General features: G+C 39.8%; 13 protein-coding genes. 9 read left to right on the forward strand and 4 right to left on the reverse strand.

Annotation, left to right across the window (positions count from 1 at the left end):
• Positions 1 to 90: 90 nt before the first annotated feature.
• A complete protein-coding gene (locus AC1M9A_RS00530; RefSeq protein WP_481609391.1) occupies positions 91 to 1,413 on the forward strand; it encodes a condensation domain-containing protein in 1,323 nt (440 codons plus the stop codon).
• A 37-nt stretch (positions 1,414 to 1,450) separates the two neighbouring features.
• On the opposite strand, the gene AC1M9A_RS00535 is transcribed toward AC1M9A_RS00530, so the two are convergent.
• Positions 1,451 to 2,221, reverse strand: a complete 771-nt coding sequence (locus AC1M9A_RS00535) for an SDR family oxidoreductase (RefSeq protein WP_481589717.1) — start codon at positions 2,219 to 2,221, stop codon at positions 1,451 to 1,453.
• A 160-nt stretch (positions 2,222 to 2,381) separates the two neighbouring features.
• On the opposite strand from AC1M9A_RS00535, the gene AC1M9A_RS00540 reads away from it, so the two are divergent.
• From AC1M9A_RS00540 to epmA, 7 genes are all read left to right on the forward strand, one after another.
• Positions 2,382 to 3,611 (forward strand): isochorismate synthase, encoded by a 1,230-nt coding sequence (locus AC1M9A_RS00540; protein WP_481589718.1) that lies wholly within the window; start codon positions 2,382 to 2,384, stop codon positions 3,609 to 3,611.
• A 1-nt stretch (position 3,612) separates the two neighbouring features.
• Positions 3,613 to 5,277 carry a (2,3-dihydroxybenzoyl)adenylate synthase gene (locus AC1M9A_RS00545; RefSeq protein WP_481609392.1) on the forward strand — a complete coding sequence of 555 codons (1,665 nt, stop codon included), beginning with the start codon at positions 3,613 to 3,615 and terminating at the stop codon, positions 5,275 to 5,277.
• Between the two features lie 15 nt (positions 5,278 to 5,292).
• The gene (locus AC1M9A_RS00550) at positions 5,293 to 5,937 is read left to right on the forward strand and encodes an isochorismatase family protein (RefSeq protein ID WP_481609393.1); all 645 of its coding nucleotides are present in this window, start codon (positions 5,293 to 5,295) and stop codon (positions 5,935 to 5,937) included.
• A gap of 2 nt (positions 5,938 to 5,939) precedes the next feature.
• Complete coding sequence (locus AC1M9A_RS00555) at positions 5,940 to 6,173, forward strand: phosphopantetheine-binding protein (RefSeq protein WP_481593149.1); 234 nt, start codon at positions 5,940 to 5,942, stop codon at positions 6,171 to 6,173.
• Between the two features lie 119 nt (positions 6,174 to 6,292).
• Positions 6,293 to 7,459: a type III PLP-dependent enzyme gene (locus AC1M9A_RS00560; protein WP_481609394.1), complete on the forward strand. Its 1,167-nt coding sequence runs from the start codon at positions 6,293 to 6,295 to the stop codon at positions 7,457 to 7,459.
• Positions 7,460 to 7,569: 110 nt separating this feature from the next.
• Positions 7,570 to 8,637, forward strand: coding sequence for a 4-phosphoerythronate dehydrogenase (locus AC1M9A_RS00565; protein WP_481589721.1), 1,068 nt, complete (start codon positions 7,570 to 7,572; stop codon positions 8,635 to 8,637).
• The gene (gene epmA, locus AC1M9A_RS00570) at positions 8,634 to 9,614 is read left to right on the forward strand and encodes an EF-P lysine aminoacylase EpmA (RefSeq protein WP_481588506.1); all 981 of its coding nucleotides are present in this window, start codon (positions 8,634 to 8,636) and stop codon (positions 9,612 to 9,614) included. Before AC1M9A_RS00565 ends, epmA begins: the two co-directional genes overlap by 4 nt.
• A gap of 12 nt (positions 9,615 to 9,626) precedes the next feature.
• On the opposite strand, the gene AC1M9A_RS00575 is transcribed toward epmA, so the two are convergent.
• Positions 9,627 to 10,088 (reverse strand): GNAT family N-acetyltransferase, encoded by a 462-nt coding sequence (locus AC1M9A_RS00575; protein WP_481609395.1) that lies wholly within the window; start codon positions 10,086 to 10,088, stop codon positions 9,627 to 9,629.
• A 160-nt stretch (positions 10,089 to 10,248) separates the two neighbouring features.
• Here AC1M9A_RS00575 and AC1M9A_RS00580 point away from each other — a divergent pair, with 160 nt between their 5' ends.
• The gene (locus AC1M9A_RS00580; RefSeq protein WP_481589723.1) at positions 10,249 to 10,875 is read left to right on the forward strand and encodes a LysE family translocator; all 627 of its coding nucleotides are present in this window, start codon (positions 10,249 to 10,251) and stop codon (positions 10,873 to 10,875) included.
• A 35-nt stretch (positions 10,876 to 10,910) separates the two neighbouring features.
• On the opposite strand, the gene AC1M9A_RS00585 is transcribed toward AC1M9A_RS00580, so the two are convergent.
• Together AC1M9A_RS00585 and AC1M9A_RS00590 are read right to left on the reverse strand one after the other, a co-directional pair.
• Entirely contained in the window at positions 10,911 to 12,149 is a 1,239-nt protein-coding gene (locus AC1M9A_RS00585) for a multifunctional CCA addition/repair protein (protein ID WP_481609396.1), read from the reverse strand.
• Between the two features lie 79 nt (positions 12,150 to 12,228).
• The gene (locus tag AC1M9A_RS00590; protein ID WP_481591306.1) at positions 12,229 to 14,508 is read right to left on the reverse strand and encodes an NADP-dependent malic enzyme; all 2,280 of its coding nucleotides are present in this window, start codon (positions 14,506 to 14,508) and stop codon (positions 12,229 to 12,231) included.
• Positions 14,509 to 14,600: the final 92 nt, after the last annotated feature.

The raw sequence follows: 14,600 nt of genomic DNA on the forward strand, positions 1-14,600 counted from the left end.
TGTGCCAAAGTGTAATCACAAAATATGAAGGTTAGGATATTTTGTAAAGCTTTGATTTTATAATGAAAATTAAATGTATGCGGTTGTCTTATGCAAATCAATGAATCCCATGATCTATTAACTCGTGCACAACACAGTATGTGGAAAGGACATCATTATCATGGCAGTTATCCTTTTCATACGGCGGAGTGGTTGGTTATTGAGGGACCATTAGATCGAGAGCTTTTTCAAAAAGCAGTTTATCTCACATTAAAGGAAGCTAAATCGCTTCATTGGCGAGCTTTAGTTCAGAGCGAATACGTCTATCGAGTAGATGATGTGACGATACGGAAACCTAGCTTCGTTGATTTATCTCAGCTTGATGAGGAGGAAATTTTAGCGTGGGCTGAAAAAGAAGTAGAACCAGCATTTAATTTAGAATCGGGTCATTTATATGACTATGTGTTTGCACACTTAGGTGAGCAAAAGTATGGATTATTTTTTAAAGCGCATCACGTTGCATTAGATGGCTACGCTTACGGACTGATGATTAGTCGATTTATTGATTATTATCAATCTCTCAAAAATGGTACTGAATTAAAAATTAAAGGATTCGATCATTATGAAAAGTTTATTGCAGAAGAACAGCGCTACCTTCACTCTGAAAAAGCTGAAAAAGATTTAGACTTTTGGAAGGCTAATTTTTCATATGAGAAAGCCCCTAAGAAACGACTTAAACGAAAATTAAAAGAACCATTTTCACAAGGGCCACGTTATGAAGAGGTAATTGATTGGCCTACACAGCTACAATTAAATGCATTAGCAACTGAATTAAAATTGCCCAGTGCTCTTATCGTCATGGCAGTGATGATGAGTTATTTAATAAAACAGTCTAAAGATCCTCAACAATGCTTTGGGGTACCTTTTATGTCTCGGTTGGGTACTTCATCTATGCGTATTCCGTGCTTAGTCATGAATATCCTGCCATTGAGGTTGGGCATTACTGGACAAGAAAACTTAAAAGAAATCATTTTATTATTAACGAAAAGGTTTGCCGAAATTCGACCGCATCAGCAAAGCTATTTTGAGCAAATGCGATTTGTATTAGAAGATTTTGATCCCTATGAAAATATCTTATTTGGACCTATTGTGAATTGGATTCCTTATCCTTTACCTGAACATTTCGAAGGGTGTAAGTTAACAAAAACAACCATATCCGCTGGCCCAATTGAAGACTTTGATACCGCGATTACCAATAAGTTTGTTAATGGTATTGAGCGTTTGTATCTCGCTGTTGACGGACACAAAGAACTTTATGATGTGCCGAGTCTCAAAGCTTATTGGTATGATTTTATGGAGATGATGAAAACTTGGTTAGCTCAACCAGAACTTGTTTTTGAACAACTTCAAATTCACAAACCACTGCCAGAATAGTCTGGCAGTTTATCCTTTGAATGAGGCAATAGGGCTGTTACACGCCTAGAGTTGCTCCACCATCAACCACTAATTCGTGCATTGTGATTTGGCCTGCTTGCTCTGAAAGTAAAAACATCACGGCATTGGCAATATCTTCAGCCTCAGCAATCTTTTGCAATGGAATACCATTTCGGAATTGTTCTAGATTTCCGTTGACAATGCCTGCTGGAGGGCGATCCTCAGTCCATAGTTGTTTTTGCATTTGTGTAAGGGTTGAGCCAGGTAAAACTAAGTTGCAGCGAATATTGTGAGGCGCGAGTTCCAACGCAAGATTTTTAAAATAGTGACTCACTGTAGCTTTGGTCGTTGCATACAAACCCATATTCATTCTTGGAATGAGGGCTGCATTTGAACTGATGCTCACAATCGCACCTTCTCTTTGCGGAATCATTTGGTGAGCGACCCAACGACTAAGTTCGGCAGGGCCAATGAAATTTATCGACAAATTTTCATGCCATTGTTCAACAGATGTATTTAATAAAGATCCCATTTCTAAGACTCCTACAGCATTCACTAAACCCGTGATCGTGCCTTTAAAAAGTATAGAATTTTCAATGTGCTGAATAATCTCATTGGTCTTACGAATGTCACAGCTGATGTGGTCTAGATGGTTGAGTGATGCTTCAGGAATTAATTTAAAAAGTTCCCATTGATTGATGTCATCGATCCGATCAATTGCAATGACTTGATGATCCTTCTGCAATAGTTGACGACAAATTTCAGCGCCAATTCCTCTGGCTGCACCCGTCACGATATATAAACCCATTTAAGTATCCTTTAATTTTATTAACAAATTGAAACGATAATCATTTTCAATTGGGAATAATAATTATTATATTGGTTGCGTTCAACTCCTAGAGGTTGTCCTTTTGTGAATATTGAAAGTTTGATGCACGCAGTGCGAACAGATAATCGTGAGAACAAATATGTTGCCAATAGAACCGTCAGTTTTTCAAAATATGATAGGCATAAAAAAGGAAGAGTTAATTGAGGAAGATCAACCTGGCTTCGTGTTCGCAACGCCAACGGGGACCATTTCAAGTAAAAAGTTAATTGAACATATCGAATTTGATCGAGCTTCTCATTTAAATTTTAATCAGCAGCAAGCACAGTGGCTCGAACAAGCAAAATCTACACTACAAAAAAAAATCGAATTAACAGCGAATAAAGATCTTATTTTGGTCGGGAGCTTGCCTTTTGATCATCGAGATTTACCAGAAATCTCGATTGCGGAAGCAAAAAACACATTTGTAAATGAGCGCATTGATCATTCGGCTCAGTCTTTTCTTGATGATCAAGTGCAAGCGACTCTCATCCCAGCACAAGAGGAATACATTGCTGGAGTCGTCAAATTGGTTGAATTGATGAGGTCATCACCGCTAGAAAAAGCAGTGTTGGCTCGGGCAATTGATCTTAAAACCCAACACAAAATTAATATTATTGATTTATTTTACCAGTTGTTGGCCTCTAATCCTGATGGCTACACATTTGCATTGGCCCAAAACCCAAAACAATCTGGTTGGTTTATGGGGGCAAGTCCAGAACTTCTCGTTGCGAAGCAAAATGAATATTTGTTTAGCCATCCAGTTGCAGGAACATTAGCACGTCATTCAGATCCAACACTGGATCAACAACAAGCTGAAAAATTGCTTGCTTCGCAAAAAGATCAGCATGAACACGCCGTGGTCATCGAAGCCATTGCAGATCAACTCTCTCCCTTGTGCAAAATGCTCAATATCCCAAAATCACCTTCACTGATTAAAACAGAGGCGGTTTGGCACTTGGCGACCAAAATTCAGGGAACGTTGAAAGATCCAGAGCAACATATCTTTGATGTGGTCTCAATTTTACATCCAACGCCAGCAGTCTGTGGACAACCAGCCCCTATGGCTCGCCAGTTGATTTCGGAACTAGAGCCTTTTAAACGTAACCTATTCGCAGGAACTATGGGGTGGTGTGATGCCCGAGGGAATGGTGCTTGGGCAGTGAATGTACGTTGTGGGCGTATCTTTGACCATTATGCGCGTCTTTATGCGGGTGCAGGAATTGTTGAAGCTTCACAGCCGAACAGTGAACTGTCAGAAACCATCGTGAAATTTAAAACGATGTTAAATGCATTGGGTTTAGATTCTCAGCACTTAAATCATGGGGAATAAAATGAATGCAAATGTAAATGACGAGTCTTTGCTCTGGGATGGCATCGTGCCATACCCAGAAGATTTCGTAGAACGGTACATTCAAAAGGGATATTGGAAAGGTCAAACCATTTCTGAATTTTTTCAAGAATCAGCCCAGAAATTTGCCAATCAGGTGGCATTGATTTGTGGTGATCGCCAGTATTCTTATCAAGAGCTGAATCAAAATATTGAACAATTTGCAGTCTTCTTGACTAAACAAGGCTATGGGCTGGCAGATGCTATTGTGATTCAAATGCCAAATATAGCAGAGTTTTTTATTGCTTATTTTGCAGCTTTACGGATAGGGATGCGACCAGTGATGAGTTTACCAGCACACCGTCATGCCGAAGTAAGTCATTTTATTCAGCAAACAGATGCTAAATTGTATATCTGTGCAGATAAGCATCAAGGCTTTGATTACAGATCCTTAGCGCAAGAGTGCCAGCGCAGATGTCCGACTTTACAGCAAGTGATTGTCGTTGGTGATGCAGGCGATTTTGATCCTTGGCCAAATCTTGCATCGTTTAAAAATCATATGGTTTCAAAGCCCAAATTAACGGCTCGCCATGTGGCTTTTTTTCAACTTTCAGGGGGCAGTACTGGCACACCAAAACTTATACCAAGAACACATGATGACTATTTGTATAGTGTTCGTGCCAGTGCAGATATTTGTGAACTTGATACAGAAAGCCGTATGCTTATGGTGCTTCCAGTAGCACATAATTTCAGTATGAGTTCGGCTGGTTCATTGGGGCTATTTTATGCAGGTGGAACACTTATTTTAGCGAAAGATCCTTCTCCCCAAACTGTATTTCCACTCATTGAATCGCACAATATCACGCATGTTGCTCTTGTCCCTGCATTAGCAGCAACATGGGCTGAAGCTGTTCAAAATGGCGCAACAAATATTTTTAAAAAATTAACGGCCTTACAGGTCGGTGGAGCAAGGTTGCCAGATGCTTTAGCTGAAAAGTTGATTGATCAATACCAATGCCGATTACAACAAGTATTTGGTATGGCAGAAGGCTTGGTGAATTACACGCGTTACGATGATCCGAAAGAAGTCATTATAGGTACCCAAGGTTCCCGTATAAGTCCAGATGATGAAATAAAAATCGTCGATGAGGAGGATCACGAGCTGCCATTGGGTGAGGTGGGGCATCTTTTAACTCGCGGCCCTTATACCATTAGAGGTTATTATCGGGCTTCAGAACATAATCGAAGTGCTTTTACCTTAGATGGATTTTATCGCACTGGTGATTTAGTACGATTAACGCCAGAAGGCAATATTATTGTTGAAGGACGAAGTAAGGAACAAATTAATCGTGGCGGTGAAAAAATCGCGACGGAAGAAGTCGAACAGGTTTTAAATCAACACCAACAAATCATCTTGTCTGCCTTGGTTGCACAACCAGATCCAAAGTTAGGAGAAAAAAGTTGTGCATTTATTCAATGGCGACCTAACGATCAAGATGCATCAGAAACAAGGCTGAAACTGCAAATTAGACAATTCGTTCAAGCATACGGTCTGGCGACCTATAAGATCCCAGATCGCATCGAATTTATTGAAGAAATGCCTTATACGGCATTGGGCAAAATCGACAAGAAACAACTCAGAAAACGCCTCACCGAAGACACGATTTAACGAAGGAAATAAAATATGGCAATCCCACGTATTGCAAGTTATCCCATGCCATCTGCTCAAGATTTTCCAGTTAACAAAGTTGATTGGACTTTAGATGCGTCACGGTCGGTTTTATTGGTACATGATGTTCAGCAATATTTTTTAGATTTTTACGATCAGACCCAAGCGCCCATTCCCACATTAATCCGAAATTGTAAAGCCCTTAGTGATCAGGCACATGCACTAGGAATTCCAGTCTATTACACCGCACAACCTGGAGATCAGACGCAAGAACATCGTCAACTATTAACGGATTTTTGGGGTAAAGGTTTGTCAGCTGATCCAGCATTGACCAAAATTATTGATCCACTTCAACCAAAAAATGAAGACACCGTGCTGACAAAATGGCGCTATAGCGCATTTAAAAAAAGTGATTTTGAGCAGCAAATCAAACAAGCCAATCGCGATCAATTAGTGATTTGTGGAGTATATGCCCATATTGGTTGCTTATTAACAGCTGCCGAAGCATTTATGTTGGATATTCAAGCATTTATGGTGGGTGATGCCTTGGCGGATTTTAGCCGAGAAGAACATGATCTTGCACTAAAGTATGCGACTGGGCGCTGTGCAAAAGTCATGGATACTCAGACTGTGATTAACGCCTTAGGTCAGGGGCAATGATCATGAATGAATTAAGCATGATTGAGTTAAAAAATATGGTCGCTCATCAATTGAATTTACCTGTAGATGAAATTCAGCAGGAGGATAATTTATTTATGTTAGGACTTGATTCAGTCAGTCTTATGACGCTGGTTGGATTGCTACGTGAAAAAGGCTTTCAAATTGAATTTCAAGATCTGGTGGAGGAGCCAACGTTGAATGAATGGAGTGATCGTCTTAGATTGGATAGAGATTGATGTAAGACTAATGTGCATACCTTGAAAATCAACACATGCACAATCAACGGCCCTAGCCAAAGTACTTATAGCCAAAGGCCATTTTCGTTAAATTATTCGCTAACGTGAGTGGATCTTACATGCAATTAGAAAAATACTATTCTGATCAACAATGGAAAAAAATCCAAAATTTTGCCGAAACAAAGCAAAGCCCTTTTTTAGTTGTTGATTTAGATCAAGTGCAAACTCAATTTATTGAGTTGCAAAATAGCTTTCCAAAAGCCCATATTTATTATGCAGTGAAAGCAAATCCAGGTCGTGAAATTATTCATAAACTTGATCAACTTGGCTCATGTTTTGATATTGCATCAATTTATGAGTTAGACAAAGCGCTTGAATGTGGAATTCATCCAGATCGTATTTCATACGGTAATACTATTAAAAAAGCTTCAGACGTTGAATACGCTTACCAAAAAGGAATCCGTTTATTTGTCACTGATGCTGAAGCAGATCTCGCCCAAATAGCCGAATTCGCACCGAACTCTAAAGTCTTTGTCAGGGCAATGGTAGAGTCAGGAGGTACAGCAGATTGGCCACTATCACGTAAATTTGGATGCCATCCAGATATGGCGGTTGATTTAATGGTGAAAGCTAGACAATTGGGTTTAATACCCTTTGGCGTGTCATTCCATGTCGGTAGTCAGCAACGTGATGTCACTGTATGGCGTTCAGCTTTAACGATAGTGAAGCAAATATTTAATACTTTGAAAGACCAATACGGTATCAGTTTACAATTAATCAATTTGGGTGGTGGTTTCCCAGCACATTACTTAGCTGATGTTGACAGTATTCAAAGTTATGCGCACGAGATTCAACGCTATCTTGATGAACACTTTGATGATCAGGTGATATTATTTTTGGAGCCAGGCAGATCGTTGGTGGGTAATGCTGGTGTGATTGTTTCAGAGATTGTTCTTATCGCCAATAAATCAGCACATGATGATAAACGATGGGTCTATACGGATGTGGGCGTCTTTAATGGACTAATTGAAACTTTAGGTGAGATGATCAAATATCCTATATACACACCTAAAATGCATTCAGCACCTGAGCATTCAAGTGTTGTTCTTGCAGGCCCGACCTGTGATTCAACTGATATCATGTATGAAAAAGTGCCTTATCAGTTACCTAAAAACTTGAGCATTGGAGATCGACTCTATTGGTTAAGTACTGGAGCTTATACAACCTCTTATGCTTCGGTCGAATTTAATGGTTATCCACCTTTAAAAACGTTCTATTTAGATTGATTTAAGGAATGGTGCTATGTGGTTGGTAGTCAGTCGCTCAAGCTGCGAGCCACATAGCCTAACCCTCCCAGAAGCGTTATCATAATGCTAAAATCTTGATGGGTAGGCTCATGAAAATCGTTGCAGATGAAAATCTCGCATTCACAGATTATTTCTTTTCAGAATTTGGCGATATTGATAATAAAGCTGGTCGTACCTTAAAGCATGAAGATGTGGTCGATGCTGAAGCCTTATTAGTACGTTCTGTGACGAAAGTGAATTCTGCGCTCATTCAAAATACTGCATTAACCTTTGTGGGTAGTGCAACGATCGGCACAGATCATTTGGACATTCCAGCAATTGAACAACAAAATATTCATTGGTCAAATGCTGCAGGATGTAATGCCCAAGCTGTTTCTGAATATGTTATTACTGCGTTATTAGCTCTAAATCCTCATCTTCTAGATGCTGAACAAGATTTCACTTTAGCCATTATTGGGCTGGGTAATGTCGGTTCACGACTCGCACATATGGCGAAATTATTGGGATGGAACGTCATCGGGGTTGATCCTTTTGTACAAAGAGAAAATATTCAGCAAGTCACTTTAGATGAAGTTTTTTCAAAAGCAGATGCAATTTCTATCCATGCGCCATTAACCACTTCAGGGATGCATGCAACCCGACATATGTTTAATGCTGAGACCTTAAAAAAGCTTAAACCATCTACAATTTTAATTAATTCTGCCCGTGGGTCAGTCATTGAAGAACAAGCTTTGATTGCAGATATTCGAGCAACAGGTCGTAAAGTTGTACTAGATGTCTTTGAGCATGAACCAGTCATTACGGAAGAGTTACTGGATCTTGTGCAATTGGTGACACCGCATATTGCGGGGTATAGTCTTGAGGGTAAAGCGCGTGGTACCCAGATGATTTATGATGCTTTCTGTCAGCATTTCGGCCATAAACCTTCAAAACAGTTCGAAACCCAATTGCCTACATGTGAACAATATTTTAACAATAGTGATCTCAAGCACACGCTGAAAACTCAATTAAACCATATCTACGATATCTTTAGAGATGATCAGAACTTAAGAGCATGCCTCAAAGATGGGAAAGTAGATCAAGCCTCATTTGATCAATTACGCAAAACATATCCATTACGCCGTGAATGGGCTGCTCATGGAGGCCCTCAGGCATGACTGACTCTCTGAGCTATCTACCAACTTGCGATTTTGCTGCCATGAAAGCCAGAGCGAGGATGTATCAACAGATTCGCCAATTTTTTTTAGAACGTGATGTTTTGGAAGTTGAAACTCCAATTTTATCTCATGCTGGAGTAACTGATGTCCACTTGGCGTCAGTTGAGGCAAGCCGTCATGTACATGGTCATTTGAAAAAGCACTATCTTCAAACTTCACCAGAATTTGCCATGAAACGACTGTTGGCAGCAGGAGTAGGGCCAATTTATCAAATCTGTAAAGTTTTTCGTGATGATGAACATGGCCGTAAACATAACAGTGAATTTACCATGCTTGAGTGGTATAGACCTGATTTTAGTCTCAAAGACTTGATGTTTGAAGTTACAGATTTACTCAATGTCACTTTGGCACATCGTTTTGGCGAAGTGCGACCTACGATTTTAAGTTATAAACATGCATTTATAGATCGCTTAGATTTTAATCCACTTAAATCCACATTAGAGGAATTAAAGGATTGTTGTAATCGTGTTGGGTTAAATCTAGATCTGGGTGATGATCGTCTAGGATATATCGACCTGTTATTTTCGCATATGGTGGAACCGAGCTTAGGTTTTGATACACCTGTATTTTTAACGGATTTTCCACCAGAACTTGCTTCTCTTGCAAAAACTCGAGTTGATGAAGATGGGGAATTGGTTGCAGCACGTTTTGAGCTTTACATTGAGGGCTTAGAGTTAGCAAATGCTTATGATGAGTTGATTGATGCAGATGTATTGCGTTCCCGTTTTGAAGCTGATAATGCTGAACGCGAAAAATTAGGCTTAGATGTTATGCCAATAGATGAAAATCTCTTAGCCGCATTGCCTAAAATGCCAGAATGCTCAGGTATCGCATTAGGAATCGATCGTTTACTGATGGTGGCAACAGAGAAAATGAAATTAGAGCAAGTGATTACATTTCCTGCTGATCGCTCATAAGATTTTTTATCCTCAGGATAAAGGACGATCTTGAGGAGCTAATATTTTGACAAATGTCGTGCTATACGTTTTAAAACCGTGATTTAAATAAAACTGATGTGCAGGTAATCGTTCAGCACGATTACCACTACTGACCACAATTTTTTGAATACCTTGTTGACTGGCTATATGTTCAACGTGAGCCAACAGTTTTTGACCAATCCCTTTATCGCGATGCGCCTGATCTACAATGAGTACTAGAATGCGAAAATACGGATCAGCACATTCACATGATATTTCTTCAACAAAACCAATATATGCGACAACTTGTCCATGATCGATAAATACTAGGGTTGTATAACGCTCCTGGGCTTGTAACCTCATCAAACGTTCTTTCATAACTTCTGTTTGAGTTGGATAGCCGAGTTGGGAAGTCAATTCAGCGATCGCTGCAACATCATGGTTTAAATTTACAGGTTTAATCAGTATTGTCATGGCTATTGAAAAATGATTTATAAGTATGAATTGAACTATGTTTAAATAATTTAATCTTTCATGTATTTTGTTTAGATAAATTTAATATTTTATCTTTTAATTTTGGATTTAATTCATTTTTTCAACGTGAAGATTTAAAACAATAATCATAGGCGACTATATGTCTTTTTCTATATTTTTATCTTTTGTAATTTATACAATTGTGACATCCATAACACCTGGACCTAACAATTTGATGGTCGCAACCTCAGGAGTGAACTTTGGACTCCGTGCGACTTATGGACACATTTTAGGTGTAGCGATCGGTTTTGGGGTCATGGTGATTTTGGTCGGTTTAGGAATTGGTACATTACTGAGTCAAAATCAATTGGTTTACGAAATTCTAAAGTTGATCGGTATTGCTTATTTAATCTATTTAGCTATTAAGATTGCTCAATCAGGCTCAGTTGAATTAGATAAAACTCAAGCGAAACCCATTACTTTTTTGCAAGCTGCATTATTTCAATGGGTCAATCCAAAAGCTTGGATTATGGCAATGGGCGCGGTGACGACTTATTTAGCTGCAGGCAGTGAATTTTATTGGTATATCATTTTGGGTGTTGTGTTTGGGTTAGTCTGTATTCCATGCACGGGAGCTTGGGGAATACTCGGAGAAAAATTACAAACTTTGGTGCGTACGCCACAGCATCTAAAAATTTTCAATTACAGTATGGCGCTACTATTAGTGGCTTCAATCATTAAACCAATGATTGATTCTTTTAAATATTTTCAACAATCATTCTTTTAAAATACGATTACCTCCTGAGTTTCAGGAGGTAAATATTATGCGTTTACCAAGGATTGATGTTTTTCTCGGTGCGTTGCCAAAGCCTCGATTCTTTTTTGTATCAGCATTTCACCAATATCAGGGCCTTTGATCTCAGGCGGTAAATCAGATGCTTTAATTGAACGAACAATCTGTACCGCATCTAATACATATTTTGCTTGAGGATATTCACGGTCTTCGAGACCTAAGCGACCTTTGGCATCACATTCACATGCTTGTACAAAAGCCTCAACACGTTCAGGACGGCGTAATACATCTAAACGTTGTAATAGACGCCATAGTGTTCCTGGTTTTAATGTAAACGCCTGATGGCATTTAAGATGTTCTTTGCACACCGCAATTGCCAATTGTTTGGTTTGGGTCGGAACTTTAAGACGTTCACATAAATCAGTCACGGGCTGAACACCACGTTCCTCATGCATGATATGGCGAGGTAACTCATCTTTAGGCGTGAGTGCTTTACCCAGATCATGCACTAATACCGCGAAGCGTACATCCATCGAATAGTCTGCTTTACAAGCTTGTTGTAATGACATCAAGGTATGAATACCACAGTCAATTTCAGGATGGTATTCAGGACGTTGTGGGACACCAAATAATGCTTCGATTTCTGGAAAGAGGATTTTGAGAGCATCACACTGACGAAGGACTTCGAAGTAAATATCAGCATCACGTTCCATTAAAGCACGAGAAGTTTCTTTCCAAACACGTTCAGGTGTAAGTGCTTGCAATTCACCAGAATCAGCCAAATTTTTCATTAAGGCTATGGTTTCTTCAGCTACTTTAAAACCATACTGATGATAGCGAGCTGCAAAACGGGCAACACGCAATACTCGTAGTGGATCCTCTGCAAATGCATCAGAAACGTGACGTAAAATGCGTTGATTCAAATCTTGATAACCATGATAAGGGTCGAACAACTCACCATCGTCATTCATGGCCATTGCATTGATGGTCAAATCACGACGAATTAAATCATCTTCAAGGGTTACCGAGGGATCGGTAAAAAATTCAAAGCCATGATAACCATGCCCAGATTTACGCTCAGTACGAGCGAGGGCGTATTCATCTTTAGTTTCGGGATGTAGAAATACAGGAAAATCTTTACCAACAGGTTGGAACCCTTGGTTTAAAAGTTGTTCTGGTGTTGCACCGACAACGACATAATCTTTTTCGTGATAGGGGTGTCCGAGCAACTGATCTCGTACTGCGCCGCCTACTAAATAAACTTGCATAAAAAACCTCTATTCTTAGCACCATCATGCATCAGAATAGAGGTTTTCTCAAGTCACAAAACGTGCCCTAAATAAAGGATTAGAGCGCGTTTTTTTCCTCTTCTTGAATTTCTGCAACAGTTAATGCAGTCATATTCACAACACGGCGCGTAGTTGCTGTTGGTGTTAAGATATGAACTGGCTTAGCCGCACCTAATAAGATTGGACCAATTGTTACATTATTTCCTGAAGTTGACTTCAACAGGTTGAATGAAATATTTGCAGCATCTAAATTCGGCATAATCAATAGATTCGCAGAACCTTTGAAGCGCGAGTTCGGGAATGCAAAGCTACGGATATTTTCATCAAGCGCTGCATCTGCATGCATTTCACCTTCAACTTCAAGTTCAGGTGCGATTTCAGAAAGAATTTCATACACTTTACGCATTTTTTGAGCGCTAGGATCAGTCTGGTCAGAACCAAAACTTGAGTGCGACAACAATGCAACACGTGGAGTAATACCGAAACGACGGACTTCTTCTGCTGCTAAAATAGTCATTTCAGCAAGCTGTTCAGCCGTAGGATTACGATTGATGTATGTATCTGCAATGAACAAGTTACGATCTTCGAGCATCAACGCATTTAAGGTAAAGAAAGTGTTATGACCTTCTTTTAAACCAATGACATTACTCACGAAATCTAAATGAATATCGTAGCTAGAATACGTACCACATAGCATACCATCTGCTAAGCCGTGGCGTACCAACATCGCTGCAATCAGGGTCGAACGACGACGTGATTCACGTTGTGCATACTCAGGTGTTACCCCTTTACGCATCATCAGATTATAGTAATCATCAGCAAACTTTTCGTAATCAGGATTTGTTTCTTGATCAACGATAGTGATATTCACACCATTTTCTAAACGTAAACCTAATTTCTTAATATTCGCTTCGATCACAGCAGTACGACCCACCAAGATCGGTTTTGCCAGGCCTTCGTCTACTGCAATTTGAACAGCACGAAGAACACGAAGATCTTCACCTTCCGCATAAGCAATACGTTTAGGATCAGTTTTCGCTTGAGCAAAAATTGGTTTCATCATAAATGCTGAGTTGTAAACGAACTCAGAAAGACGCTGATGATACACGGAGAAATCTTGGATTGGACGAGTCGCTACACCAGAATCCATCGCAGCTTTTGCAACAGCAGGCGCAATTTCAAGAATCAAGCGTTGATCTAGTGGGCGTGGAATTAGGTAATCACGTCCAAATGATGCAGATTTTTCACCATAAGATGCAGCATCAGCTTCTACATGTGCCATACGAGCAATTGCGTGTACACATGCAATCTTCATTTCTTCGTTAATGGTTGTTGCACCTACATCAAGTGCACCACGGAAGATATATGGGAAGCAAAGCGCATTATTCACTTGGTTCGGATAGTCTGAACGACCCGTCGCCATGATGACATCATCACGAACTTCATGTGCATGTTCAGGCAGAATTTCAGGATCTGGATTAGCAAGCGCGAAGATAATTGGATCCTTCGCCATGACTTTGACCATTTCTTTAGTCAAAATACCCGCAGCTGATAGACCAAGGAACATATCTGCACCAGCAATTACGTCGCCAATCTGAGAACCTTCGATATCTTGAACATAGCGTTTTTTAGACTCGTCTAAACCTTCACGTTTTTTTGTTAAGAGTCCACGAGAGTCAGCAACAATGATATTTTCTTTTTTAGCACCAAGCGCACAAAGAAGATCTAGACATGATAGTGCCGCAGCACCTGCTCCAGAAGCGACGATCTTGATATCTTCAATTTTTTTGCCGTTCAATTGCAAAGCATTTAAAAGCGCTGAACCTACAATAATTGATGTTCCATGCTGATCATCATGAAAAACTGGGATATTCATACGCTCTCGAAGTTTCTGTTCAATATAGAAACATTCTGGAGCTTTAATGTCCTCGAGGTTAATACCGCCGAAAGTCGGTTCAAGAGCAGCAACAATATCTACGATTTTATCTGGATCGTTTTCTGCAATTTCGATATCGAAAACATCAACGCCTGCAAACTTTTTAAAAAGGACGCCTTTACCTTCCATCACTGGTTTAGAGGCGAGGGGACCAATATTACCCAAACCGAGTACTGCAGTACCATTACTGACGACTGCGACTAAGTTACCACGTGCAGTATAAAGCGCTGCTTTAGAAGGGTCTTTTTCAATTTCCAAACATGGCACTGCAACACCTGGGGAATATGCTAATGCTAGATCATGTTGGTTGACGAGTTGCTTACTCGGAGTAACGCTGATTTTTCCTGGCGTTGGAAATTCGTGGTAATAGAGTGCTTGCTGTTTTAAAGATTGATCGTCCATCTGAATCCCAGTTATTACAATGTTCCAGCCTTGCTGGTTTTTTGGTTATATCGGTTCGAATATACCACTAGTTGCACATTGATCACAGTTAA

It is taken from the genome of Acinetobacter sp. ANC_7634 (genome assembly GCF_056779875.1).

Excerpts from the sequence above, each read along its gene's own strand:
- AC1M9A_RS00575 (WP_481609395.1), bottom strand. The coding sequence starts at position 10,088 with ATGACAATACTGATTAAACCTGTAAATTTAAACCATGATGTTGCAGCG.
- AC1M9A_RS00590 (WP_481591306.1), bottom strand. The coding sequence starts at position 14,508 with ATGGACGATCAATCTTTAAAACAGCAAGCACTCTATTACCACGAATTT.
- AC1M9A_RS00550 (WP_481609393.1), top strand. The coding sequence starts at position 5,293 with ATGGCAATCCCACGTATTGCAAGTTATCCCATGCCATCTGCTCAAGAT.
- AC1M9A_RS00560 (WP_481609394.1), top strand. The coding sequence starts at position 6,293 with ATGCAATTAGAAAAATACTATTCTGATCAACAATGGAAAAAAATCCAA.
- AC1M9A_RS00530 (WP_481609391.1), top strand. The coding sequence starts at position 91 with ATGCAAATCAATGAATCCCATGATCTATTAACTCGTGCACAACACAGT.
- AC1M9A_RS00545 (WP_481609392.1), top strand. The coding sequence starts at position 3,613 with ATGAATGCAAATGTAAATGACGAGTCTTTGCTCTGGGATGGCATCGTG.
- AC1M9A_RS00535 (WP_481589717.1), bottom strand. The coding sequence starts at position 2,221 with ATGGGTTTATATATCGTGACGGGTGCAGCCAGAGGAATTGGCGCTGAA.
- AC1M9A_RS00585 (WP_481609396.1), bottom strand. The coding sequence starts at position 12,149 with ATGCAAGTTTATTTAGTAGGCGGCGCAGTACGAGATCAGTTGCTCGGA.
- AC1M9A_RS00555 (WP_481593149.1), top strand. The coding sequence starts at position 5,940 with ATGAATGAATTAAGCATGATTGAGTTAAAAAATATGGTCGCTCATCAA.
- AC1M9A_RS00540 (WP_481589718.1), top strand. The coding sequence starts at position 2,382 with ATGTTGCCAATAGAACCGTCAGTTTTTCAAAATATGATAGGCATAAAA.
- AC1M9A_RS00565 (WP_481589721.1), top strand. The coding sequence starts at position 7,570 with ATGAAAATCGTTGCAGATGAAAATCTCGCATTCACAGATTATTTCTTT.
- AC1M9A_RS00580 (WP_481589723.1), top strand. The coding sequence starts at position 10,249 with ATGTCTTTTTCTATATTTTTATCTTTTGTAATTTATACAATTGTGACA.
- epmA (WP_481588506.1), top strand. The coding sequence starts at position 8,634 with ATGACTGACTCTCTGAGCTATCTACCAACTTGCGATTTTGCTGCCATG.